The organism is Dietzia maris (assembly GCF_036287335.1).
Classification (GTDB): Bacteria; Actinomycetota; Actinomycetes; order Mycobacteriales; family Mycobacteriaceae; genus Dietzia; species Dietzia cinnamea.
Genome location: NZ_CP143053.1, coordinates 2,764,393 through 2,787,766, shown reverse-complemented (window position 1 = coordinate 2,787,766; position 23,374 = coordinate 2,764,393). Strand labels below are relative to the sequence as shown.

Annotated in this window: 22 protein-coding genes and 1 pseudogene; 11 read left to right on the top strand and 12 right to left on the bottom strand. The window is 68.0% G+C overall.

Annotation, left to right across the window (positions count from 1 at the left end; translation table 11 throughout):
- The first annotated feature begins 140 nt into the window (after positions 1–140).
- Positions 141–344: a hypothetical protein gene (locus VYL96_RS12985; RefSeq protein WP_131885338.1), complete on the top strand. Its 204-nt coding sequence runs from the start codon at positions 141–143 to the stop codon at positions 342–344.
- Between the two features lie 485 nt (positions 345–829).
- Here the strand turns inward: VYL96_RS12985 and VYL96_RS12980 are convergent, their stop codons facing one another.
- Positions 830–1,375: a hypothetical protein gene (locus tag VYL96_RS12980; RefSeq protein ID WP_070719889.1), complete on the bottom strand. Its 546-nt coding sequence runs from the start codon at positions 1,373–1,375 to the stop codon at positions 830–832.
- A gap of 307 nt (positions 1,376–1,682) precedes the next feature.
- Here VYL96_RS12980 and VYL96_RS17300 point away from each other — a divergent pair, with 307 nt between their 5' ends.
- On the top strand, positions 1,683–2,045 hold the full coding sequence (locus VYL96_RS17300; RefSeq protein ID WP_371441639.1) for a DUF6328 family protein: 363 nt from the start codon (positions 1,683–1,685) through the stop codon (positions 2,043–2,045).
- 48 nt (positions 2,046–2,093) lie between these two features.
- Here the strand turns inward: VYL96_RS17300 and VYL96_RS12970 are convergent, their stop codons facing one another.
- The 4 genes from VYL96_RS12970 to VYL96_RS12955 all read right to left on the bottom strand — a co-directional run bounded on the left by VYL96_RS12970 (position 2,094) and on the right by VYL96_RS12955 (position 7,704).
- Positions 2,094–4,706 carry an ATP-dependent DNA ligase gene (locus VYL96_RS12970; RefSeq protein WP_070719887.1) on the bottom strand — a complete coding sequence of 871 codons (2,613 nt, stop codon included), beginning with the start codon at positions 4,704–4,706 and terminating at the stop codon, positions 2,094–2,096.
- Positions 4,707–4,895: 189 nt separating this feature from the next.
- Positions 4,896–5,384 (bottom strand): hypothetical protein, encoded by a 489-nt coding sequence (locus VYL96_RS12965; RefSeq protein ID WP_131885337.1) that lies wholly within the window; start codon positions 5,382–5,384, stop codon positions 4,896–4,898.
- Positions 5,385–5,466: 82 nt separating this feature from the next.
- Positions 5,467–6,993 (bottom strand): leucine-rich repeat protein, encoded by a 1,527-nt coding sequence (locus tag VYL96_RS12960; RefSeq protein WP_165928447.1) that lies wholly within the window; start codon positions 6,991–6,993, stop codon positions 5,467–5,469.
- Between the two features lie 441 nt (positions 6,994–7,434).
- Complete coding sequence (locus VYL96_RS12955) at positions 7,435–7,704, bottom strand: zinc-binding dehydrogenase (protein ID WP_243699617.1); 270 nt, start codon at positions 7,702–7,704, stop codon at positions 7,435–7,437.
- Position 7,705: 1 nt separating this feature from the next.
- Here VYL96_RS12955 and VYL96_RS12950 point away from each other — a divergent pair.
- Positions 7,706–7,894 (top strand): annotated as a pseudogene (locus tag VYL96_RS12950) (cyanase); the annotation flags it as partial.
- 19 nt (positions 7,895–7,913) lie between these two features.
- On the opposite strand, the gene VYL96_RS12945 reads toward VYL96_RS12950, so the two are convergent.
- Positions 7,914–9,005, bottom strand: coding sequence for an IS110 family RNA-guided transposase (locus tag VYL96_RS12945; protein ID WP_218001317.1), 1,092 nt, complete (start codon positions 9,003–9,005; stop codon positions 7,914–7,916).
- Positions 9,006–9,224: 219 nt separating this feature from the next.
- Here VYL96_RS12945 and VYL96_RS12940 point away from each other — a divergent pair, with 219 nt between their 5' ends.
- Positions 9,225–10,322 carry an IS630 family transposase gene (locus VYL96_RS12940; RefSeq protein WP_259826471.1) on the top strand — a complete coding sequence of 366 codons (1,098 nt, stop codon included), beginning with the start codon at positions 9,225–9,227 and terminating at the stop codon, positions 10,320–10,322.
- A 67-nt stretch (positions 10,323–10,389) separates the two neighbouring features.
- Here VYL96_RS12940 and VYL96_RS12935 read toward each other — a convergent pair whose 3' ends face one another.
- The 6 genes from VYL96_RS12935 to VYL96_RS12910 form a co-directional block, all read right to left on the bottom strand.
- The gene (locus VYL96_RS12935) at positions 10,390–10,833 is read right to left on the bottom strand and encodes an InlB B-repeat-containing protein (RefSeq protein ID WP_165928560.1); all 444 of its coding nucleotides are present in this window, start codon (positions 10,831–10,833) and stop codon (positions 10,390–10,392) included.
- Between the two features lie 32 nt (positions 10,834–10,865).
- A complete protein-coding gene (locus VYL96_RS12930) occupies positions 10,866–11,147 on the bottom strand; it encodes a leucine-rich repeat domain-containing protein (RefSeq protein WP_165928559.1) in 282 nt (93 codons plus the stop codon).
- A gap of 671 nt (positions 11,148–11,818) precedes the next feature.
- Positions 11,819–12,784 (bottom strand): NADP-dependent oxidoreductase, encoded by a 966-nt coding sequence (locus VYL96_RS12925; RefSeq protein ID WP_131886696.1) that lies wholly within the window; start codon positions 12,782–12,784, stop codon positions 11,819–11,821.
- A 332-nt stretch (positions 12,785–13,116) separates the two neighbouring features.
- Positions 13,117–14,706 carry an IS1182 family transposase gene (locus tag VYL96_RS12920; protein WP_061917886.1) on the bottom strand — a complete coding sequence of 530 codons (1,590 nt, stop codon included), beginning with the start codon at positions 14,704–14,706 and terminating at the stop codon, positions 13,117–13,119.
- A 65-nt stretch (positions 14,707–14,771) separates the two neighbouring features.
- A complete protein-coding gene (locus VYL96_RS12915; protein WP_131886673.1) occupies positions 14,772–15,656 on the bottom strand; it encodes an alpha/beta fold hydrolase in 885 nt (294 codons plus the stop codon).
- A gap of 189 nt (positions 15,657–15,845) precedes the next feature.
- Entirely contained in the window at positions 15,846–16,604 is a 759-nt protein-coding gene (locus VYL96_RS12910; RefSeq protein ID WP_243699836.1) for a sulfite exporter TauE/SafE family protein, read from the bottom strand.
- Positions 16,605–16,873: 269 nt separating this feature from the next.
- Between VYL96_RS12910 and VYL96_RS12905 the strand changes: the two genes are divergently transcribed.
- From VYL96_RS12905 to VYL96_RS12875, 7 genes are all read left to right on the top strand, one after another.
- Positions 16,874–17,251: a hypothetical protein gene (locus VYL96_RS12905; RefSeq protein ID WP_131886671.1), complete on the top strand. Its 378-nt coding sequence runs from the start codon at positions 16,874–16,876 to the stop codon at positions 17,249–17,251.
- A gap of 55 nt (positions 17,252–17,306) precedes the next feature.
- Positions 17,307–17,936 carry an RES family NAD+ phosphorylase gene (locus VYL96_RS12900; RefSeq protein WP_259828229.1) on the top strand — a complete coding sequence of 210 codons (630 nt, stop codon included), beginning with the start codon at positions 17,307–17,309 and terminating at the stop codon, positions 17,934–17,936.
- A 101-nt stretch (positions 17,937–18,037) separates the two neighbouring features.
- A complete protein-coding gene (gene ku / locus VYL96_RS12895; protein WP_131886669.1) occupies positions 18,038–19,159 on the top strand; it encodes a non-homologous end joining protein Ku in 1,122 nt (373 codons plus the stop codon).
- Positions 19,159–20,382, top strand: coding sequence for an amidohydrolase (locus tag VYL96_RS12890; RefSeq protein ID WP_243699835.1), 1,224 nt, complete (start codon positions 19,159–19,161; stop codon positions 20,380–20,382). The genes ku and VYL96_RS12890 overlap by 1 nt, the downstream gene beginning before the upstream one ends.
- 122 nt (positions 20,383–20,504) lie before the next feature.
- Positions 20,505–22,166, top strand: coding sequence for an IS21 family transposase (gene istA / locus VYL96_RS12885; protein ID WP_329437609.1), 1,662 nt, complete (start codon positions 20,505–20,507; stop codon positions 22,164–22,166).
- Positions 22,163–22,921: an ATP-binding protein gene (locus VYL96_RS12880; protein ID WP_329437607.1), complete on the top strand. Its 759-nt coding sequence runs from the start codon at positions 22,163–22,165 to the stop codon at positions 22,919–22,921. The genes istA and VYL96_RS12880 overlap by 4 nt, the downstream gene beginning before the upstream one ends.
- A 19-nt stretch (positions 22,922–22,940) precedes the next feature.
- Positions 22,941–23,102, top strand: coding sequence for a hypothetical protein (locus VYL96_RS12875; RefSeq protein WP_165928504.1), 162 nt, complete (start codon positions 22,941–22,943; stop codon positions 23,100–23,102).
- Positions 23,103–23,374: the final 272 nt, after the last annotated feature.

Here is a 23,374-nt window from a genome sequence, read left to right as displayed (position 1 = left end):
TTAGGTAGGTGTAGCCCCCACCGAGGCTGGAGCTGGCTTATCGTCCGACTCGACAGCGGCGTCTCAGGGGCGTTTTGAGTGGGTGGGCGGAACTACAAACGTGACGATCGGTGATGACGGAGATGGCTACACTGAGGGGCATGAAGGACTCGAAGGTCAGGAAGAGGGAGCGCAGGGCCGCGTTTCTGGCCGGCGCGGGCTCACTGATGGACCTGAGCGGCCAGACGACGTACGCGAACGCGAAGGCGATGTACCCGACGCAGTCAACAGGGATGGGTTACAGCCTCACCCGGATGAACGACGTGATGCTTCGAGCATCAATGCCGTCATCCAAGCGCAGCTGAGCTTCCTCCAGGAACACCACGTTCACTTGCCGACGCCCATGCCCGATCAGGGTTGGCTAGAGCGGGCGCGCGCAGAGACTCCCGAGGTGTACGACGCATATGTCCAAGGTATGAAGGACAGCTTCAAGACGGACAATATTGTGCGCCGAGAGGAAGCGCGCGCCCCGCCGTTCAGTCGAGGCGGAGACACGCGAGATTATCGCTGAAGTGTTGGCTCAGGATTCCACTACTCCCGTCGACCTCCTGGCTGGTGAAGAAGGCGCTGACATCGAGTTCGAGCCCGGTCGTCTCGGTCTTACAGGGCGAGACGCTGAGCTGTGACGGGTCACGATGAGACCCCGAAACGTCCTGGCCAATAACGTCGTGTCGAGCCGCTTGTCGGCGGTAGTAACTACTCGTCACTCGATCCGCTCGATTAATCCCTGGGAAGTGTCGAACAGCGGTCAGTGCGGTCAGTAGGCACGTGCCACCGACGAACTCAGGCCTCATAGCTGCCCGAGCAACTCCTTCCACACGGGCCGCCAGTAGTCGATGGCCTCGGCGGAGTCGAGCTTCGAGTGGACCACGCCCACGGTGCATTTGCCGCCGGTCTTGTCGCTGAAGTTCAGGGCCACGCGCGTGCCGTCGGCCAGCGGAACCCGCCAGTAACGCAACTTCTCGGTGCTTGACGTGGATGGCGCCGCCTCGATCTCGACCCCGCCGAACTCCTCGCGCGCACCGACGAGCGCCATCCACGCCTCCAGCGCCGCGTCCTTGTCGCCGGCCACGGTTTTCGAGGTGGACAGCTGGAAGTCGCCGTCGCAGGACTGTCCCGGGACGCGCAGGCCGGTGTGTTGTTCGTAGGCGACGGCCGCCGACTGCGCCCACCATTCGCGCTGCTCCGCAGACTCGGGCATGTGCTGCAGCGTCAGTCGCGCGATCGCGGTGTGCTTGAGCTCGCGGGCGCCCTCTCGGTCGAGCAGCTCGACCCAGTCCTCCCACGAACGGCCGGTGGCGGCGGCGACGGCGGCGGTACTCGACGACTTGACCATGCCTTCATGCTGCCCGAACGCCCCGGCCCGCGGTGGCCGATCGCCCGCGGCGGGGTGGCCGAGAACCGCCCTGACCTGCGGCGCCCTGAAACCCCCGTCCAGGGCATTGCAGGTTAGCGTTTCGCCGGACGCGGCTATCGCGATGCGGTGTGAGGGAGTGACGGCGACGACGACGAGCTCAGCGTCCGCCGCACCGGGCCGCCGATGGGTGGGCGGAACCGGCGGGGTGCTGCCGACTCCCGGCAAAGACCCGGCGTCGCCCGGTGGGCCGGGAATCGATGAGGGATTCTGCGGCGAGAGGAGCTGCATGGACGTCGACCAGTCCCGCGAGCGCGACGAGACCGAGGCCCAGCGGATCGACCGCAACTGGATCGAGCTGCTGCAGGAGTTGCGCATCGTCCAGACCGGCGGCCAGGTGCTCACCGGCTTCCTGCTGGTCGTGCCGTTCCAGGAGCGTTTCGCCGAGCTCGGCGGTGGCGCGCGTGGGGCACTGGCAATCGCTCTTCCGAACTTTGGTGTAGCCATTGCGATTCCCGGGCCATTTATTCGCAGTGGTGTCGACAAAGTTCCGACCGCGGTCGCGGCGGGGTGGGGAGTGACGACGACGAGGTTCGCGCCTCGCCGGCGTCGCAGTCGCGAGGCGGGCGAGACGACACTCGGCGGCCCCTGACCTGCAGTGCCCTGAAAGGCCCGTCCAGGGCACTACAGGTCAGCGCCGTTACAGATCCCCCGGCAGCTTGTCGCGGCGGATGTCGCGCCAGGAGGGTTGGCGCATGTTGCCGTCGTCGGTGAAGCCCTGGTGGCGAACTTCCACGACGATCTTGGGCGTCACCCAGACGGCGTCGCGGCGGGCGTCTGCGGGAAGTTGGTCGACGAACGGGCTGGTCTTGCGCTCGAGGGGCGTGAGCTCGGCGAGTAGGGCGCGGGCCTGTTTGTCGGTGAACCCGGTGCCGACGCGGCCGATGTAGGCGAGGCCGGTTTCGGCGGGTAGGCCCAGTAGGAGGGAGCCGAGCGAGCCGGAGCGTCCGCCCTTGCCGGGCCGCCATCCGCCGACGACGGCCTCGGTGGTGGTGAGCAGCTTCTGCTTGAGCCAGGCCTTGGAACGGCGGCCGGATTCGTACTTCGAGTCACGGCGCTTGGCGACGATGCCCTCCCAGCCGTATTCCTCGGCCTCGGCCAAGGCGCGGTCACCGGGGCCGTCGAGGACCTCCGGCACGTGCACTCGATCGACCTCCCGCAGTGCCGGCGCGAGCAGGTCCAGCACCTCTCGGCGGCGCTCCCACGCCTGTTTCTGCAGGTCCACGCCATCGACCTCGAGCACGTCAAAGACGAACAGCTCGACCGGCGGCAGGGACGAGTCCTTGCCCTCGGCGGCGGCCTGTTTGGCCAGTGACGCGAAGTCCGGCACTCCGTTGGCGTTGAGGATTACCAGCTCGGCGTCGAGAACGGCCCGCCGCTCGAGCGCTTCGGCCAGCCCGGGGAAGCCGTCGGCGAGCCAGTCCATGGAGTTGCCGTTGCGGCTGACGAGGCGCGTCTGTGCGCCGTCGGTCGCGAGGGTGACGCGGTAGCCGTCCCACTTGCCCTCGAACGCCCACGTGTCGTCGGGCAGTTCGGTCACCTCGGCGGCCGTGGGGATCATGGGCAGCGGGGGAGCCTCGGGGCGGCTGGTGCTGTCGGACCGGTCGGTGGAACGCGAGCGCGCCTTGCCGTCGGAACCATCGGGGTCGCCGGAGCCGCGCGCACGCTTGTCATCGTCCGGGTACGACGACTTCGGATTGTCGCGGCCGCCGTAGAAGGAGGCGGGCGATTGGTCCTTCATGTACTGCACGATCCACTGGTTCCTCTCGGCGCTCGTGCGCACCAGTACGTACCGGCCGGAGACCTTCTCGCCGTCGAGCCACACGATGATTTCGTCCTCGCGCCACTTCTCGCACTCGTAGGTGCCGCGGTCCCAGACGGTCATGTGGCCGGCGCCGTATTCGCCCTTGGGGATGGTGCCCTCGAACGTCTCGTAGCCGAGCGGGTGGTCCTCGGTGTGCACGGCGAGCCGCCGGTCCTTGGGCTCGGTGGGCAGGTTCTTGGGCACGGCCCACGAGGCCAGGACGCCGTGGTGTTCGAGCCGCAGGTCGTAGTGCAGGCGCCGGGCGTGGTGCTCTTGTATCACGAAGATGGGTCCGTCGCCCCCTGAGCGATCGGTCTCGACCTCGCCCTCGAACGGCTCGGGCGTCTTGCGGCGATCCCGCTTGCGGCGGTACTCCTCGAGACTCGTGACCACGGCGTCGCCGCTGGTGGGCTCGGCGTCGCAGCCCTCGACGTCGGTCGAGCTGGTGTCGGCGGGCTCGGGGTCCTCGTCAGCGGACGACGACGAGCTCTTCTTGCCCCCGGACGACTTCTTGGCCCGCGACGTCGGGCCGGACGAGGACGCCTTCTTCTTGGCCGACCCGCCCTTCTTGGCCGTGCCTTCGAGGCCGTCGAGGAGGTCGCCGTCGGAGTCCAGTCGCTTGAGCACCTCGTCCCAGTGCAGGTGCGTCAGGCCGCCGTCGCCGAGTTCCTCCCACGAGCGGGGTGCGGCCACCCACGGTTCTGCCCGTCCGCGCAGGGAGTAGGGCGCGACGGTGGTCTTGGCGCCGCTGTTCTGGCTCCAGTCGACGAACACCTTGCCGTCGCGAATGGAGCGCTTCATGGTGGCGGTGACCAGGTCGGGGGTCTGCTTGGCGAGGGACTGCGCGATCTCCTTGGCCACCTTGGAGGCGCTGGCGGCGGTGACGGCCTTGTCCAGCCGGGCGTAGAGGTGGATTCCCTTCGAGCCGCTGGTGACCGGGAACGCCTCGAGTCCCGCCTCGGACAGCAGGTCCCGGACGCGGAGGGCGACCTTCGCCGTCATATCCAGTTCCACGCCCTCACCCGGGTCGAGGTCGATGACGATCCGCCGCGTCCGTCCCGGCTCGCCGTCGGAGAGGGTCCACTGCGGCACGTGCAGTTCGAGGGCGGCCTGCTGGGCGAACCACGCGAGAGTCGCGGGGGAGTCGAGTACGGGGTAGGTGACGGTGCGCGAGGAGTGCTCGATGGTCACGCTCGGCACCCAGTCGGGCGCGTGCTGGGGCAGGTTCTTCTCGAAGAAGGAGTCTGCGTCGGTGCCGTCGGGCCAGCGCTTGCGGGTGACTGGCCGGTTGCCGGCATAGGTGATGAGCAGCGGCGCGACGGCCGTGTAGTACTCCAGCACGTCGGCCTTGGTGGTGCCGGTGGCCTCGTAGAGCACCTTGTCGGGATGGGTGAACCGCACGGTGCGCCCGTCGACCTTCACCGAATCCTTCTGCCCCTTGGTCGCCATGGGACCACTCTCGCATCCGACTCGGACACCGGCGACCGGCTCGGTGGGCGGATCGGGTGGCGACGACGACAAGGGCCGCGACTCAACCGGCCGGCCCCGCGCGTCGTGTGCGGGACCGGCCGGAGGGGCGAGGGCGGCTGTGGTTCGTCTACCGAGAGCCGGCCTCGGGGCGTGCTTGCCGAGCGCGGCTCATGCTTCGGCGGTGTTCACCGACGTCTCGACGCTGGGCTCACTCGCGTCCGGGGTCGGGCTCGCGTTGGTTGCCGGTGCCTGGCTGGTCGTCGCGGCATCCTTGGGCAGCGGCGGGAGGTCGAACACCCACCCGGCGGTGCTGTCGGGTCGGAGCATGGCCCGCTGCGCGGAGTCGTCGAGCGCGATCGCGATGACGAATTCGTACTCCCGGCCCGCTGACAGCGCGGTGACTCGAGAGTTCGCCGACCGCTCGCAGTCCGAGCTGACGCGACCGGCCTTGCGGATCGATCCGCCGGGGCGGACCTCGGCGAAGTCGCCCGGGCTGATGGACGCCCACCGGTCGGGGCCCGCCTCGCCAGAGGTGCGGATGCTCAGGGTGAGCTCCACTCCGCAGCCGGGTGTCCGGACGACGTCGTCGATCCTCGCGGTGCCCAGCTCGACGCCGTCACGGTTGACCACGGCGAACTCGCGGCCGATGCGCACCATCTCGGGTTCAGTACCCGTGGCCTGCTGCTACCGGGCTGCCGATCCGGCCGGTAGGTCATCCGTGAAAGCCCTGTTCAGGGCACTAGATCCGCTGCGCGGAGAGCGCGGAGAGCGCGGCGGGGGCGGCGGGGGCGGCGGCTGGCGACGGACTGGCCCTCGGCTCTTCATCGTCCGCGACAAGCGGTGCGCCGGAGGAGAAGTGGACGGCCCGGACACTGCGCGAGTGTCCGGGCCACGTCAGTTGCCGAAGGGCGCCGCCGTGGGCGGCTCGATGTCCTGGGTGACGCCGGCCATCAGCTCCCGAGGCTCCCAAACCCCCGAGACTGCCCAGGCCGTCCGAACTCCCGAGACCTTCGAAGCTGCCCAACCCCGAGGAACCCCCACTGTCCGGGCCGCTGCTGCGCTCCCATCCGGCGTAGACGGTGATGTCCTCGTCGAGGCTGAGGGCGGCGTCCGGGTCGAATCGGGTGGCCAGGTCGGGGGCGGTGTACCAGCCGGCAAAGCTGTAGCCCGGCCGCGCTGGGGCCGACGGCTCGAAGCCCTCACCGGCCCAGATAGTCACCGGGTCCACGGCGGGACCGTCGCCGGTGTCAAAGAAGACGGTGTACGCGGGAACCGTGGGGTAGCCGTGCCACTCAGGCGTCGTGTAGCCCCCGACGTCTTGCTGATACCGCGCGGCGAACTCCACGGTCAGGCCCGGCGCCTCCGCGAGTGACGGCCCCTCGTCCTCGGCCCCGCTGATGCTCGGCGCGGGCCCCGTGAACCGGACGCTGGTCAACCCCGGGTTGTTCCAGAAGGCCAGTGGCCCGACCTCGGCGACCCGGGCGGGGATCTCGACCGTCTCGAGGCGGTTGTCCGAGAAGGCCGCCTGGTCGATGGCGGTGAGCCCCTCGGGCAGGGCGACCGACGTCAACTGATTATTGGCGAACGCGTACCTGCTCACGGTGGTGAGCGCGTCGGGCAGGGCCACCGAGGTCAGTCTGTTGCTGACGAATGCGGACCGACCGATGCTGCGGACGCCGTCGGGCAGCCTGACCGACGTCAACGAGTTGTTGGGGAATGCCCACTCGCCGACGCTGGTGACGGTGTCCGGAAGCGTGACCGACGTCAGTTGATTGTCGATGAACGCCCCGTCGCCAACGCTCTCGAGCGCGTTCGGCAGGGTCACGTCTTCCAGCAGATTGTTGGCGAACGCGTCGCGGCTGACCGCGGTGAGGGAGTCCGGCAGGGTCAGCGAGGTGAGCTTGTTGTTCTTGAATGCGTACTCGCCCAGGTGGATGAGGCGCCGGGGCAGGGTCACGGTCGTCAGTTCGTTGGTGACGAACGCGGCGTCACCGATGGTCTCGAGCGTGTCCGGCAGGGTGACCGATTCCAGCCCGGTTGCTGTGAACGCGCCTCTGCCGATGGCGGTCACGGCGTAATCGGTGCCGTCGATGGTGACGGCGCTCGGGATGGTGACATCGGTCCCGGCGGAGGAGCCGGAGATTACGGTGGCTCCCTCGGCGGGGGCGCCCGTGTCGACCGAGTAGACGAGGCCGTCCACAACGCCGGTCCAGTCGTTGGCGCGGGCGGGCGCCGCCGCGAGCACCCCCGGCATGCTGAGCGACATCAGTAGAGCGAGAACGAGCGACAGATGGCGGCGGGTCGCGGCGGCAGTGGCGGGTAGCGCGGAAGGCATGGGGGAGCGTGCTGAGAAGTCGGGCGCGCCGCACCGTCCGACAGAGGGCCGGCGGGAGGCGCGTGGGGCAGAGGGTGCCACGCGGCCCCGGATGACCGGCAGATATCGAGCGACCGCGATGTGGTCACACGATAACTCTCCCATCGGCGGTTATGTGGACATTCTTAGGAAAAGCGTCACCGTCGGCGCGGGCTACCCGCCCTGAGCGCACCACTCACGTCGGTGCCGGGGGAGCGGCCGGTCGCCGCAGTGGGTGTGGCGTGGCTATGTGACGACGACGAGCCCGCCGATTCCCCGCCAGAGTTCCGCTTTCCGACTGGACGTGCTCGGCCACCCGCCAGCCCCGGCCCCGCTGGCCACCCCTCCCGCGCGTTACCGCGTGAAGTCGATGACCAGCCGTCCGCGGGTGCCGCCGGCTTCGAGGCGCTCGTGGGCTCGCCACGCGTCCTCGGGCGCATAGCTGTCCGCGACGCGGAGTGTCACCACGCCGTCCTCCGCCAGCTGCCGCAGCTCGTCAAGTTTGCCCTGCTCCTCGGCCATGTTCGCCACGCTCACCGGATGGACCTGCAGGTCGTGCTGGCCGTCGCCCTGGTACCACCGCACCGTCGCGACCCCTCCGCCGGTCTTGACCGCGGGGAGCACCGCGATCTACCGGTTCACCGAGGCGCTCTCGGATTACGGCCCGGCGCTCAAGGCACTAATCCACGAGGAGTTCGGAGACGGAATCATGAGCGCGATCAACTTCCAGATGGACTTCAAGCGCCGCCCTGACCCGGACGGCGACCGGGTGGTCATCACCCTCGACGGGAAGTTCCTCGACTACAAGTGGTGACCGGATGCTCCTATGGATGTCAAGCGGCTTTGTCGAGGTCGGCGGTGGTCGGTGCTTTGGTGGCGGGGTCGCGAGCCTGTAGGTCGTTGATCAGGGCATGGTAGATCTCGCGCGCGATGTGGCGTTTGAGGCAGCGCATGATGTCTTTCTTGGACAGGCCTTGCGCGGTTCGTCGGTCAACGTAGGAGCGGGTGCGTTCGTCCCATCGCATGCGGCTCAGTGCGATGGTATGCAGGGCGTGGTTCGCGGCCCGGTCGCCACCGCGGTTGAGTCGGTGTCGGTCTCGTCGTCCTGAAGAGGCAGGGATCGGGGCCACGCCGCACAGGTGCGCGAACGCCGCTTCGGAGCGCAGCCTGTCTGGGTTGTCGCCCGCGGTGGCCAGAAGCTGCCCGGCGACGTCAGGTCCCACGCCCATGCGGTTCATCAGGGTCGGAGCCGTCTGCGCGGTCAGGGCTTTCAGCTCGACGTCGAGGTCGGCGATCTCCTCACTCAGTGCCAGGATCCGGCGGCTCAGAATGCGTAGTGCCGCCTTGGTCGCGCCGAGGGGACTAGCGAGGTCGCTGGGACGGAACCGGGCGCAGACTGCGGCCAGCTCGCGGGCGGGCAGGCCACGCAACTGGGCTCGCAATTCCTCCGGAGCGGTGATCACCAGCTGCCTGGCCTGGTTGATCGCTTGGGTGCGGGCCTTGACCGCGGAGCGCCGAGGCACACGCAAGGCCCGGACGGCCTCCACGATCCCGTCGCGGGTCTTCGGCACGCCAGTGGCACGCCCGGAGGCGACCGCGGTAGCAGCGGCATAGGCGTCTATCGGGTCGGACTTGCCCTTCATCCGCCGGGTCTTGCGGTCGGGTCGGTCGACTTCGACCACCGGTAGTCCGGCCCGGGCCAGCACCCGAGACAGCTCGGCGCCGTAGGCTCCGGTGCCCTCGACCCCAACGGCCTGCACGGTGCCGTGGCCGCCGAGCCATGAAAGTAGCTGCCGGTACCCGGAACCCGTGGCCGGGAACTCTCGGTCGGCCAGATGCCGCCCGAGGGAGTCGATCACCGCCGCGTGATGGGTCTGGCCATGCGTATCCACTCCGGCGATGACATGCACGTGCTGATCGGACATCATGGTCACTGCTGCCTTTCTCGTTGATCCCGGTGGGGCAGCACGCGCCGGCCAGGCGGGCGGACAAGACAGTGGCGGGGCTTCTGAACCAAGCTCCTATGAGGTCACAAACGCCCGTCCGGTCGCGTGCGTAGCGATCCCCCGAGCGGGCCGACAAATCCGCTTCTAGTGTCGTGCGTGTGAAGTAGTTTTACAGTTGGGTTTGTGAAATCATGGGACATGGCGAATCGACCTGCCCCGGCATTGATGTTGCGTCCCGGCGATCGCGAGAAGCTTGAGAGAATGACGCGCTCGCAGTCGATGTCGGCAGGCATGGTGCAGCGAGCACGCATCGTGCTGCTGGCCTCGGAGGGCCGGCGTAATGCGGAGATCGCCGAGTTGGCCGGGGCGTCGCGGCCGAAGGTGAACCTCTGGCGGTCCAGGTACGAGGACAAGGGCATCGGGGGCCTGGCTGATGAGAAGCGTTCTGGTCGGCCGCGCACGATCGATCACGCGGAGATCGTGACGGCGACCTTGATGCCGCCGCCGAAGTCTCTGGGCGTGACCCACTGGTCGTCGCGGCTGCTGGCGTCCCGGTTGAAGGTCTCGGCCTCGACTGTGGTCACGGCGTGGCGTGCCTACGGGATCAAGCCGTGGCGCTCGGAGTCGTTCCGGTTCTCCACCGATCCTGAGCTGGTCGGCAAAGTCACCGACATCTGCGGCCTGTACCTGGCGCCGCCGGAGAACGCGATCGTGTTGTGCGTGGATGAGAAGTCCCAGATCCAGGCACTGGATCGTACTCAGCCGATCTTGCCGATGCAGCCCGGCCTGATCGAGCGGCGCAGCCACGACTACGTCCGGCACGGCACCAGCACCCTGTTCGCGGCGCTGGACATCGCCACCGGTCAGGTCACCGCCGCACTCAAACCGCGTCACCGGAACCAGGAGTTCCTGGCGTTTTTGAAGCAGATCGAGCGGGCGTACCGTCATGTCGTCGATGCCGACGGTCAGCCAGTTCAGCTGCACCTGGTGATGGACAACTACGCCGCCCACAAGCACGCAAACGTCAAGGCCTGGCTGGCCGATAATCCCCGGTTCACCGTTCACTTCACCCCCACCCACGCGTCGTGGATGAACCTGGTCGAGGTGTGGTTCGGCATCGTCGAACGCCAGGCCATCCGCCGTGGGGTCTTTACATCCGTCAAGGACCTCAACGCGAAGATCCGCGCCTTCATCGACGGCTGGAACCACCGATCCCACCCCTTCGTCTGGACGAAAACCGCCGACGAAGTCCTCAAGAAAGCCAACCGTAAGAAGACTTCAAATGCGGACCACTAGTCAGCCACCGCGACGGTCAGCCCGTGAGTCAGACCCGCCCGAAGAACCACTACACACATCATCACTGTCAGCCCTGGCGGGCGACCGCGATGAGCATCTCGAGGCTGCCGCCGGACAGGGAGCCCGAGGCCGGGGTGACGGGGGTGGCCCGCACGCTCGTCGGTCGCCACCCGGCGTGGACGGTGAGGTCCGCGGTGAGCGGGGTCTCGGGGTCGGGGGGGGGCTCGCCACCGCCCGGGGAGGTGTACCAGCCGGTGAAGGTGTATCCGGTCCGTTCGGACGCGGCGGGCAGGCGCAACGTCTCGCCCGGCCAGACCGTCTGCGATGCGAAGGCCGGGTCGCCCCCGGAGTCGAAGGGGAGGGTGTAGGCGGGCAGTGCGGTGTACCCGAGCCACTCGGGGGTGGAGAAACCCGGTTCCGGTGACAGGGTGAGATGCCGGGCGTGGAACTCCACGGTCAGCCCCGGTGCGGTGCCCAGCAATGGCGCCGATGCGTCGGCTCCGGTGATCACCGCCGGGTCGGGGCGCGAGAACCGGACCCGGGTCAGGCGGGGTTGGAGGCGAACGCGTCGTCGCCGAGTGTGGTGACTCCCGCCGGGATCTCCACCGACGTCAGGCGGTTGCTGCGGAACGCCTGGCTGGCGATGGTGGTGAGAAACTCGGGCAGGTCGACGGCGGTCAGCCGGTTCGAGCGGAACGCCCAGAGGCCGATGGTGGTGAGGGCGTCCGGCAGGACCACGGACTTCAGTTTGTTCTGCGCAAATGCGAGCTCGCCGACCGTGGTGACAGCCGGGGGCAGGGTCGCCGCGGTCAGCTCGTGTCTCACCAAGAATCCGAATTCCAGGACTATGCGGCAGATCCGGCGTAAACATTAGCGGCATGAAGAGTCCCCTGAGTCTTGTGGCCGCCACGTTTCTGGGTGCTGTACTCGTGGGCTGCGGAAGTCCAGAGAAGCCCACGCCCCCGGATACGTCCTCGTCCTCGACTGAGTCGACAGCACAAGGCACACCGGCGTCTTCGGCGACTAGTGAAACGACGGCAGAGAGCGCCCCCTCGCCGCCTACATCAGTGGCCGAGCCAGCTGTGGCGGAGGCTCCGGTCATCGTTGACTGCCAGACGGGACTGGGTCCCGTCCAGACCTATTGGTCCGATGGAAGCGTCACGGGATATTCCGAGTATTGCCAGTCAGTTCACGATCAAGTACTGCAGGCTGAAGTCGATGCCAACTCCCCGCGTTGTGATGGGACGGTCTGCAGATACCCGTCAGGGGCGGTGATCCCAGACCCCAACGCGACCCCGGACGACCGATGCACGAACCAGATCAATTACGCGAATGATCCCCGCTCGAACGCGGAGATCAATTCGATCGGGGCGCAAACCGGTCAGTGCCCCGAGCCTATTTCTTAGTCGTACAGAGTGGCACGCGGCCCCGATCCCATCGCAACGGGCCGGTGACGGCCACGCCCGGCGGCTGCGGCGGGCGAGCGTGGCCAACAATCACCGCGTGAAGTCGATCACCAGCCGTCCGCGCGTGCCGCCGGCTTCGAGTCGCGCGTGGGCGCGCCCGGCGTCGTCGGGCGAATAGCTATCGGCGACGCGGAGGGTGACCACTCCGTCCTCGGCCAGCTGTCGCAGCTCGTCGAGCTTCTCCTGCTCCTCGGCCATGTCCGCCACGCTCACGGCATGCACCTGCAGGTCGCGCTGGCCGTCGCCCTGGTACCACCGCACCGTCGCGACGCCTCCGCCGGTCTTGACCGCGGGGAGCACGGCGGCCTCCTGCACGGATCCGTCGAAGAGGCCGTCGACCCCGTCGGGGTAGAGCTCGAGGATGCGGTCGGCGACGCCCTCGCCGCGCCGGACGATCTGATCGGCGCCGAGCGACCGCACGAGCTCCTCGTCCGCCTCCGACGCGTCGGCGACCACGGTGAGGCCGTCGTGCTTGGCCAGCTGGATGACGTATCCGCCGGTGGAGCCCGCCGCCCCGGTGACGGCGAGGACCTGTCCGGGCTCCAGGTCGAGGAGGTCGAGGGCGCGCCGGGCGGTGAGGCCGTTCATGGGGAGCGTCGAGGCGGCGATGTCGTCGGCATTGCGGGGCGCGGCGGCGATCGACCGGGCGGGCAGGACGATGTCCTCGCGGTACGCGCCGTGGTCATCGCGGGAGACCACGATCCCCATGACCCGGTCGCCGACCGCGAGCGAGGTGTCGGCGTCCTCGCCGATCTCGACGAGGGTTCCGGCGATGTCCATGCCCGGGACGTCAGCGGCTCCGCGCGGCGTTCCGGTTTTCGAGCGGGAGCCGTTGCGCGTGTAGGTGTCGGTGGGGTTGATGGTCGCGGCGGTGACGCGCACGCGGACCTCGGTCGGCCCGAGTTCCTGCTTGGGGACTTCCACGACCTGCAGGGCGTCGGGGCCACCGTAGGTCGTTACTCCGACGGCGCGGACGGAGGCGGTCGAGACGGTCATTGTTCCTCTTTCCCGCGGAACCGGTCAGCGTGGACCGGCCCGCTGGATTGTTGGCACGAGTGACTTCTGTCCCGCAGCGTAACCATCCAGTCGCTCAGAAGATTCCGGCCAGGCCCCCGACGCCCCGCCCGAGCAGACTCAGCCCAGCCGCCGCTCTAGGAGACTGCTGAACAAGCTGCGATCCTGGCACGCCCGGTGTGCGTGAGGGTCCGGTTGGCCGTCGCGCGGAGTGTGGGGCTTGAGATTTCTGGGTTCGGCGAAAGGTTCGTGGCGCCCACCGCGGGTTGTTCGAGCCTCTGCTGGGGCGGGAATGCCTGGCCCCGGCCCGCTGATCAGGCCAGGGCCCAGGTTCCGTTCTGGTTGGTCAGTCCCATGGCGAGTAGTCGGCGCAGGTTGAGGGCGGCAACGCGGTGGTGGAGCCAGGTGTTGTTCTTCTCGACCCCGCGGTACGGCACACGCCGAGCGCCTCGGGTCAGCCAGGCGATCGAGCGTTCCACCATCGGTCGGTGCTGGCGGTACACGGTCTTGAAGTCCTCATCGCCGGCCCGCTGGCGGTGCTGGCGTTGCAGCAGGTGGTGCTCGCCGAGCACCACTTTGCGCCCCGTGGCTGAGGTAGTGCACCGCTGACGCAGCGGGCAGCCACGACACGCCGCCCCGAAGGTGGCATTGCCCTTGGCAGAGAGGCCACGGGTGATGTTGGCGGGGCAGGTCAGGGTGCCCGCCACGGCGTCGAAGGTGAAGTCATCCAGGGTGAACCCGCCCTCGACCGCGGGCCGTAGCGGCCACGGCTTGACCAGGGGCAGCCACTGCTTGCCGGCCAGGGTGTGCAGCATGTCGCCGCTGGCATAGGCCGAATCGCCGAGCACCTCGACCTGCTCACCGTCATCGACGGTGGGATCGGCGGTGACCAGCCCCGCACCGACCGCGGCATCGGAATTGCTGGGTCCGTTGGGTTTGGTCAGGGCGCACATCGTGGTCAGGCCGGTATCGGGCTCGACGACGATGTGGGCCTTGAACCCGTCTTGGCGGCGCTGCCGGGTCTTGTGCGCGTGGCGGGCATCGGGGTCCACGGTGGAGATCACCCGATCCGGCGCCGTGCGGCGGGCGATGCGCCACCGCCCGTCGGTGCCGTCTGAATCCTCAGCCGGTTCGACGTCCTGCCCTGCCACCAGCGCCAACAGGGCGACCGCTTCGGCCGGCTTGCCACCGGCGGCGGTGATCGCCTCGACATCTAGTGCCGCCAACAGCGCCAGCGCGTCTGCGACCAGGGCGGAGACCAACTCGTCTCGGGCGGCCTGGTCATCCCAGGCGATGCGCGGCTTACCCGACGCGATGTAGTCCTGCCCGCACACCGCCGCCAACCGGGTGCACTCGGTGGCGATCAACTCCTTCGCCCCGGGCACCTCGCGGCCCACCCGGCGGATCTGGGCGATCAGCTGGGTGATCGTGTCCTGGCGGGCCACCGCGTCATCCAAAACCGTTGAATCCAGCGCCCGGCGGGTCTTGGCCTTGACCGCACCGGTCTCGGCGATGACCTGACGCACCACCTCGAAGATCCGCTGCGGCCGCTCACTGGCCGCCAGGCGGCGTCGCCAATAGGTCAACGTCGACGAGTTGAAACCCTTCGCATCGACCGGATACCCGCAGGCGGCCTTCCACCGCAGGTCAAACGTCAGCGCGTCGACCGCCTCCCGATCGGAGTGCCCGAACAGTGCTTGCAGCACGATGACCGAGGCGATCACCTCACCCGGGATCGAGGGCCGGCCCCGCCCCGAGGGAAACAGATCCGCGAACAACTCGTCCGGGAACAACCGGTCACGATGCTCGGCCAGCAACGCGAACACGCTGCCGGGCTCGAGAAGATGCCCCGCCACCGACTCCACATCCAACAACTCACGCTGCCGATCCGACTCACCCTGCATGACCCACATCATTTCAGGGCCACCCCAACCCCGCGGGCCGTACACGCACTTTGTTCAGCAGTCTCCTAGCTCCACTTCTCGACGAAGGCCACCGTCGCCGCGTTGGCGGTCTGGGGGTCGGAGGCGGTGAGGAAGTGCTGTCCGCCCTCGACGATCTGGAGTTCGGCGGAGGGTGAGCCGGTGAAGCGGGCGATGCCGTCCTCGGCGTTGGCTACGGAGTACACGGAGTCGGCGGTGCCCTGCAGCCAGAGGACCGGGCAGATCACGTCGCCGAGGCGGGCTTCCAGACCGTCGCGGTCGCGCAGGTTGACCGACGCTGTGCGGAGGCGGTGCCGGCCGTCGTCGCCGGTGTAGTTCTGGCGGTACGTGTCCAGCCAGAACTGCTTCTCGGAGTCCGATACGTCGTCTCCGAGGCCGGCGGCCAGGACGCCGAGGACGAACTCGTCGTCGACGACCCACTCGTCTCCGACGGGGGCGGCGAGGGCGTCGATCGCGGGGGTGCAGAAGCCGGAGCCGTCCCAGCAGCCGCGCTCCATGCTGGCCTGGCTCTCGTAGTCCATGGAGGTGCCCACCACGACGATGCCGCGGATGGCGTCGGGGTCGAGCAGTGCCATGCGGGTGGCGATCCAGCCGCCCTGGGAGGTGCCCAGCGCGAACGCCATGTCGATGTCGAGCGCCTGCATGACCTGGAGTGCGGCGATCGCGCTGTCCCAGTAGGTGAAGTGCCGGTAGCGGGAGCGGGTGGCACCGTGCCCGTAGGGCTCGATCGCGAGCAGGTTCATGCGGGAGCCGAGCTCGTCGCTGGCGAACTGCGGCCGGTACAGCTCCACGGAGGTGGTGAAGGAGTTGATCATCACCAGGGTCGGCAGGGAGGGGTCGTACTCGCGGCCGAACCTGTAGCCGATGGTCGAGCCGCCGAGGTGCGGGATGTCGATGGTCTGAGTCGTCATGGCGATCCTTAGCGAGGGGAACTGAGGGATTCCCCGACCATAGGACGCTCGCCGCGTATGTAGTGGACGAATCAGCGAGGCGAACTCTCACTTCCGCTCTCGCAAGGGAGCCCGGTCGTCGCTTCAGGGCTGCCCCGGCCTACGAAGCGCTGTTACCTACCGCGCCACGCCCACCGACCGGGGGATGGGTCAGCTGATCACGCCCGCCAGCCCCCGCCCGAGCAGGCTGAGCGCGCCGACAGTCACCACGACGATCGCCACCTTGCGCCCGACGGCCGCGGGCACCCGCCGGGCGACCAGGCCGCCGATGACGATGCCGATCGGCACCATCGCCACGACCAGCGCGACCACCACCAGTGGCAGCTCAGACGCCGGCGCCGCCCCGAGCCCGACCTTGACCAGGACCGAGACGAGGCCCATGGTCCCGAAGATCGGCTGCAGGGTCGCGGCGAACGAGCGTTGCTGCCAGTTGGTCGCCTGTGCATAGACGAGCATCGCGGGCGCGGCGACGCCCACGGCGGTGTTGAGGAACCCCCCGGCGGTGCCGGCCGCGGCGGCGGGGAGGCGACCGCTCATGGGCGGGATCCGCACCAACGCGGTCGTCAGCAGCGTGCCGATTAGCGCGACGCCGATGATGACCTCGAGCCAATGGCGGTCCGCGGCGCCGACCAGGAGTGCGCCGGGCACGGACCCCACGACGATCAGGGGAGCGAGGCGTCGGTAGCGCTGCCAGTCGATGTCGTGGCGCAGCGTGATGCCGATGAGCACGCCGGAGACGACGGTCGTGATGTTGGTCAGTAGCACACCGGTGACGGGCCCGAGCAGCAGCGCGAGCGTAGGCGAGACCACGAGCCCGACCCCCATCCCGCTGACCCGCTGCAGCACGGTCCCGAGGATGACGGCCGACGCCGCCACGAGCAGGAGCAGGGGCGCGGCGTCGGCGGGCATGGGGAACAGCATTCCAGGTGGCTTAGGCAGAACCGCCGGCCGATCGGCGGGGAGGCGCCGCCTGGCACGTGGGAGGGGGTGGCCGTGACTATGTGACGACGACGAGGTGCGCGATCTCGGCCCGGACTTCTGGGTGCGGGAGCTGCGCGCAGGCCGCGAACTACCCTCAGCCCAGTTTGTGCGGACGCTCTCAGAGCACTGACACAGACCGGACGTTTATGGGACATTGGTGAGACAGGAGTGCGACATTTTAGTGGGGAGCTAGAGAAATGGCCACAGACACCAATGCAGGCGCTCGGTCGAGCGCGGCGCACCGCAGAACAGTGACAGGGTCGACTCAGGACATCGCCCGCTTCCTCATCGATCACCTCGGCTCGGCGCTGACCGCGCACATCGCGGGCGTCGATCGGCGCACCGTCAATCGATGGGCCGAGGGGACAGCAGCGCGCGCGTCGGGAGAAGCAAATCTGCGAGTCGCGTTCCAGGTCTTCCAACTGATTCAGACAGTCGATGCACCTCAAACAGTGCGAGCGTGGTTTATGGGAATGAACCCGCAACTCGATGACGTCTCACCGGCGGAGGCGCTCGCCGACGGTCAGCACCGCGAGGTTATGGCCGCGGCCCGGGCGTTCGTGGCCGGCGGTTGAGGTGATGGCGGCCTCACATCTTCCCGGCCCGAGTGTGGTTCATCCACCGGCGACCTTGTACCGAGTCGCGCGGCGCGGACGCGAACTCGACCATTCTCGAATTAACGCCGCGGACGCTGCGCTCAGTAGGTCGGGAAACCGCTTCGATGTGGCGGGCGGGGGTGTCCTGTACTTCGGGACCGACGAGGCCGGTTGCTTCGCGGAGACGCTCGCGCGCTTTCGACCGACAGCTGCGATGCGGGCAATCGCTGCTGAGGATGACCCCGGCTTCGTGATGTGCGGTGGTGTTCCGCAGGACTGGCGGGCCCGGCGATTAATGATCGAAGCGGAAACAGTCGATCCGCTGCCGTTCGTTGATGTCGAGGACCCGGACACCCACGAGTTCCTCACCTCGGCGATGGCCCCGCAGCTCGACGCGCTGGGGGTGAGCGTGCTCGATGTGGCCACTGTCCGCGGTCCCAACCGGGCTGTCACACGCGCGATCTCCACGTGGATCTACGCAGCCACGGATGCCAACGGCGCGCCGGAGTACTCGGGAGTTCGTTACATGTCGCGCCTTGGAAACCACGAGTGCTGGGCAGTCTTCGATGAGACGGAGCTTCAAGTCCGTCAACGCAAGGGCTTGGAGTTGAATAACGAAGCCCTCCAAAAGGTCGCTAGGAGCTTCGGGCTGCGGATTTTCTAGCGCGGCGGTAAGGCGCCGCCTGTTTACCGCCGCGCGGCGCCACACGCCACGCGCCCCTTCGTCCGGCTGCCACCGCCCCACATCTGTCGCATACTCCCTATATGCGATCCATCTGGAAGGGCGAGGTCTCGTTCGGTCTGGTCAACGTGCCGGTCAAGGTGTACGCGGCGACGGAGGACCACGATCTGCACGCGCGGCAGGTGGACAAGAAGGACGGCGTCCGCATCCGCTACAAGAAGGTGCGGGACGACAACGGCGAGGAGGTCGAGTTCTCCGACATCGCCAAGGCGTACGAGTCCGAAGAGGGCGAGATGGTCATCCTCACCAAGGAGGACCTGGCCAGCCTGCCGGTGGAGCAGAACCACGAGATCGAGGTGACGGAGTTCGTCCCGGCGGATCAGGTGGATCCGGTGGCGTTCGACAACGCGTACTTCCTCGAGCCGGCGTCGCGCTCCAACCGGGCGTACGTGCTCATGCGCGAGGCGCTGCAGCAGACGGATCGCCTCGCCATCTGCACGTTCACGCTGCGCAATCGCACTCGCCTCTGCGCCCTCCGGGTGTACAAGGACGTGCTCATGCTGCAGACGCTGTTGTGGCCGGACGAGATCCGCCCGGCGATCCTTGAGGGGCTGGACAAGGAGGCGAAGGTCCGGCCGCAGGAGGTCAAGATGGCGGCGTCGCTCATCGAGACCATGGCGGCGGACTTCGAGCCGGAGAAGTACGAGGACGACTACCAGAATCAGCTCAAGGAGTTGATCGAGGCCAAGGCGGCCGGCGGTGAGGCGTTCACGGTGGAGGAGAAGGACACCTCGGGCGACGAGGACGGCGACGACGAGGTGGCCGACCTGCTCGCGGCGCTGCGGGCGAGTGTGAAGGACCGGGGCGGCAAGGCGGACGACGCCGACGACCAGGACGACGACCAGGACGACGACGAGGACGACGACGACGAGGACTCCGGCTCCGCCAAGAAGACCACCAGCAGGAAGAGCGGGAGTAGCTCGGCAAGGAAGGCCCCGGCCAAGAAGACTGCGGCGAAGAAGGCGCCCGCCAAGAAGGCCGCGGCAAAGAAGTCGACGGCCAAGAAGTCGACGTCCTCCAAGTCGGACTCCGGCAGCTCCGGCTCGGGCACCGCCAAGAAGTCGACAGCCTCCAAGTCCACGGCCAAGAAGGCCCCGGCGAAGAAGTCGACGGCCCGCAAGGCACCGGCCAAGAAATCTGCCTGATGGCAGGCCCGCAGTTTGCGGCCGAGGTCGCCGAGTACGTCGAGGGCCATCTCGACTGGCTCCGCGACCTCTATCGCCACTTCCACAGCCACCCGGAGCTGAGCATGGCCGAGCACGCGACGGCGGACCGGATCGAGCAGGAGCTCACCGCGCTGGGCCTGGAGCCAAAGCGGATCGGCGGGACGGGCGTCGTGGCGGTCATCAGCAACCCGGCCCACGCCGGGGCCGGGACCAGCGGCGAAGTCCCCACCGTCCTGGCCCGCGCCGACATCGACGCGCTTCCGCTCCAGGAGGACACCGACCTGGAGTACGCCTCCGAGACGCCGGGCGTTATGCACGCGTGTGGCCACGACGCACACGCGGCCGCGCTACTTGGCGCCACCCGCATCCTGGCCGAGAACCGAGACGCCTGGTCCGGCACCTACATCGCGGTGTTCCAGCCGGGGGAGGAGACGGCCGCCGGTGCCCGCGCGATGGTCGACGACGGCCTGCTCGAGCGGGTCCCGCAGCCGGACCTCGCGCTGAGCCAGCACGTCATGCCCACGGCGGCGGGCACGATCGGCACGGTGGCGGGCCCGGTGCTCTCGGCCGGCGACTCGCTCAAGATCACGATCCACGGCCGCGGCGCGCACGGGTCGATGCCGCATACGGCGGTGGACCCGGTGGTGTTGGCGTCGTCGATCGTCTTGCGCCTGCAGACGGTCGTCTCGCGCGAGGTGGAGCCGGGGGAGTTCGCGGTGCTGACGGTCGGCTCGCTCGCAGCGGGAGCCAAGGCCAACATCATCCCGGACTCGGCGGAGCTGCTGCTCAACATCCGCACCTACGATCCGGCGGTGCGCGAGCAGCTGATCTCCGCGATCGAGCGCATCGTCCGCGGAGAGTGCGCGGCCGCGGGCGCCCCGGCCGACCCGGAGTTCGACTACTACGACCAGTATCCGCTCACCCGTAACGATCCGGGCGTCACGAACACGGTCACCGCGGCGTTCGTCGAGCACTTTGGCCCGCGCGCGGTGTACGAGGCGAGCCGGGTCACGGCGTCGGAGGACTTCTCGCTCGTCCCGGACGCGTTCGGGGTGCCGTACACGTACTGGACCGTTGGCTCGGTCGATCCGGCCCGCTACCGGGACGCGGTCTCGCGCGGCGCGGTGAGTCAGGAGATCCCGGCGAACCACTCGCCGCACTTCGCGCCGGAGGAGGAGTTGTTAGGGACGTGCTTCGGATAGCAGAGTTCTGATGATCGGGTAGCGCGAGTATGAGCATCGGATAGCGGGGCCGGTCCTCGTGTGCTCGTGTCGGTTCTACGCGTGGCAACTGGGCTGCGCGTGGATCCGAACAGGAGGCACGGGTGACTGATTACCGATTGGTGATGTCGCTACTGCTGCAGGACAGGTCCTACCGGGACATCGAGGCGATCGCGGGCTGCTCGCACCGCACGATCGCCAAGGCGAAGAAGGTCTGCCACGAGCACGGGGTGACCGCCACCAGCCAGGTCGAGGCGCTCAGCGGCGAGGAGATCGACGCCTTGTTCACCGATGGGCGCAAGACGCCGTCGGCGGAGTTCGTCGCCTTCGACGTGGCGGCTGCCGTGAAGAAGCGCACGGGCAAGAACAAGCTGCCGCTGCGGGTGCTGTGGGCCAACTACCTCGACACTGACGGCACGCCGGGGCAGCGGCACTACAGCTATCAGCGGTTCTGCCAGATCGTCGGCGAGTACGTCGAGGTCAACGAGCTGACGATGCGGATCACGCATGTGCCCGGGCACACGATGCAAGTCGACTGGGCGGGCACGAAGATGGCCATCTTCGATCCCGTCACCGGCACCAAGACCACGGTGTCGGTGTTCGTGGCGTCGCTGCCGTACTCGGGGATGGTCTTCGCCTGCGGCTGCCTGGACGAGAAGATGCCCAGCTGGCTCGACGCGCACTTGCAGGCGTTCGAGTACTTCGGCGGCGCGGCGCAGGTGATCGTCCCGGATAACGCCTCGACGGCGTCGAACCAGATCGCCCGCGGTGACCGGGCCCGCGAGGTCAACCGTGAGTATCGGGATTTCCTCGAGTACCACCGCACCGCCGCGGTGCCCACCAGACCAGTCCGCCCAAAGGACAAGGGCAACGTCGAGGCCGGGGTGAAGGTGGTGACCAACTGGGTGATCGGACGGCTGGCCGATCGGCGCTTCGCCAGCCTGGACGATCTGAATGAGGCGATCGCCGCCGAGGTCGAGTCGATCAACGACCGGATCCCGTTCCGGGGCCAGAAGACGAGCCGGCGGGAGCTGTTCACCGAGCACGAGAAGTCCGAACTGATCGCTCTGCCCGAGGCCCGCTGGCAGCCGGTCATCTGGAAGAAATCCAAGGTCAACCGGGATTACCACGTGGAGATCGCCACGGTGAAGTACTCGGTGCCCTACACCTTCGCCGGCCAGCACGTCGATGTGAAGATCACCGGCCCCACACTCACGGTCATGGCTGGCGGCGAGGTCATCGCCTCCCACACCGTCTCCGGTATGCGGCATTCCTTCGTCACCGATCCCGACCACGTGCCCGCTCCGCATCTGCAGACCTCGGACCTGTGGTCGCGGGCCTACTTCGTGCGCCAGGCCCACAAGATCGGACCGAACACCGTCGCCGCGATCAGCGAGGTCCTCGATCGTCAGCGGATCGAGGCGCAGGGCTACCGATCGTGCCAGAACATCCTCGCCCTGGCCCGCGGGGACAACAAGATGCTGCTCGAGCGGGCCTGTGGCCAACTCGTCTCCGAGACCTCACGCCGGGCGATCAGCTACACCGCCGTCAAGCAGCAGCTGGCCGCACTGCGGGCCCAGGCCGCCGCCCGGCCCACCACCACGCAGCCGGCGGTGGCGGCTACGACGGACCGGCTGGAGCCGCCGCCGGGTCGGCGAGATACCACCGGGGCGCATCTGGCCGGGCCCGAGCAGTTCAGCCTCGCCGCCCTCACCGGACGCCCGAGTACGAGCACCGGCATCGCGGGGAAGGAGGAGCTGCAGTGACTGATCGTCATCTCACCGACGCCGACATGCCGCTGTTCACGCAACTGCGGATGACCGCGTTCGGCCAGACCGTCATTGACCTGGCAGGCGATCCCGCCTGCGACGAGTGGACCTTCTCCGAGAAGATCTTCCACGCTCTGGACAAAGAGATCACGGCCAGGCAGGAACGCCGGACCCAGAAACTACTCAAGGCCTCCAGATCACCAAACCCTGACGCCTGCGTAGAAGAGATCCGCTACCTGCCTGACCGCAACGTCAACCGCGAGCTAATCGCACGACTTTCCAGCTGTCAATGGATCGACGCCACTCGCAATCTCGTCGTGCTCGGCCAATCCAGCGTGGGCAAGACCTACCTCGCCCAAGCGCTTCTCAATGCCGCGTGCCGAAAGTACTACACCGCGAGATTCTTCCGGCTCGACGACCTGGCCAACCGGCTCGCCGTGCTGGAGCCGACCTCGCAGCGCAGGCTGGACTTCCTCACCGACCTGCACAACTGCGACCTGCTAGTGCTGGACGATTTCCTGACCACGCCGGTGGCCCCGCACACCGCGGCGGAGCTGCTCAACATCCTTGCCGCCCGGGAAGGGCGGGGCTCGACGCTGGTGACCTCGCAGTTCGACCCGCCCGATTGGTACAAGTCGCTCCAAGACGCGGTCATCGCCGAATCGATCCTCAACCGGATCGTCGCCGGCGCCGAGATCATCGCCCTCGACGGCCCCAACATGAGACGACACCTCGCCACGACAACGCCATAGCGGCCCAGCGGTCGGACGGGTGAACTCCGCTATCCGATACCCGTCCGACCGCTACCCGATCATCAGAACCGCGCTTTCCGAAACGCGTCCCAAACAGGAGGAGTCGACGCTGCTCACCGCTACGCGCGCCCAGGTGGTGGCGGCGCTGGCCTACCTGGGCGCCGAGCGCGGGTCCGTGTAGGAAACGACGACAACGACGACGACGAGAACTCCGGCTCCGCCAGTTAGGCCGCCAGCACGATGAGCGCGAGCAGCTCGGCAAGGAAGACACCGGCCGGAAGTGCCGCAGCGACAAAGGCGCCCGCCAAAATGGCCGTGGCAAGGGAGGGCGAAGAAGTTGGACTTGTGGGGACCACCGAGTGGTCACACCCGCTCAGGTTCTCGCAGGACGAGCGGTCCGAAAAGCTGCCTTCGCGACCACTCGGTGAGCTGCGCGGGTCCCGCGGCACCGGG

Coding starts and splice junctions, on each gene's coding strand:
- VYL96_RS12985 (WP_131885338.1), top strand. CDS start 141: ATGAAGGACTCGAAGGTCAGGAAGAGGGAGCGCAGGGCCGCGTTTCTG.
- VYL96_RS12980 (WP_070719889.1), bottom strand. CDS start 1,375: ATGGTCAAGTCGTCGAGTACCGCCGCCGTCGCCGCCGCCACCGGCCGT.
- VYL96_RS17300 (WP_371441639.1), top strand. CDS start 1,683: ATGGACGTCGACCAGTCCCGCGAGCGCGACGAGACCGAGGCCCAGCGG.
- VYL96_RS12970 (WP_070719887.1), bottom strand. CDS start 4,706: ATGGCGACCAAGGGGCAGAAGGATTCGGTGAAGGTCGACGGGCGCACC.
- VYL96_RS12965 (WP_131885337.1), bottom strand. CDS start 5,384: ATGGTGCGCATCGGCCGCGAGTTCGCCGTGGTCAACCGTGACGGCGTC.
- VYL96_RS12960 (WP_165928447.1), bottom strand. CDS start 6,993: ATGTCGCTCAGCATGCCGGGGGTGCTCGCGGCGGCGCCCGCCCGCGCC.
- VYL96_RS12945 (WP_218001317.1), bottom strand. CDS start 9,005: ATGTCCGATCAGCACGTGCATGTCATCGCCGGAGTGGATACGCATGGC.
- VYL96_RS12940 (WP_259826471.1), top strand. CDS start 9,225: ATGGCGAATCGACCTGCCCCGGCATTGATGTTGCGTCCCGGCGATCGC.
- VYL96_RS12925 (WP_131886696.1), bottom strand. CDS start 12,784: ATGACCGTCTCGACCGCCTCCGTCCGCGCCGTCGGAGTAACGACCTAC.
- VYL96_RS12920 (WP_061917886.1), bottom strand. CDS start 14,706: ATGCAGGGTGAGTCGGATCGGCAGCGTGAGTTGTTGGATGTGGAGTCG.
- VYL96_RS12915 (WP_131886673.1), bottom strand. CDS start 15,656: ATGACGACTCAGACCATCGACATCCCGCACCTCGGCGGCTCGACCATC.
- VYL96_RS12910 (WP_243699836.1), bottom strand. CDS start 16,604: ATGCCCGCCGACGCCGCGCCCCTGCTCCTGCTCGTGGCGGCGTCGGCC.
- VYL96_RS12905 (WP_131886671.1), top strand. CDS start 16,874: ATGGCCACAGACACCAATGCAGGCGCTCGGTCGAGCGCGGCGCACCGC.
- ku (WP_131886669.1), top strand. CDS start 18,038: ATGCGATCCATCTGGAAGGGCGAGGTCTCGTTCGGTCTGGTCAACGTG.
- VYL96_RS12890 (WP_243699835.1), top strand. CDS start 19,159: ATGGCAGGCCCGCAGTTTGCGGCCGAGGTCGCCGAGTACGTCGAGGGC.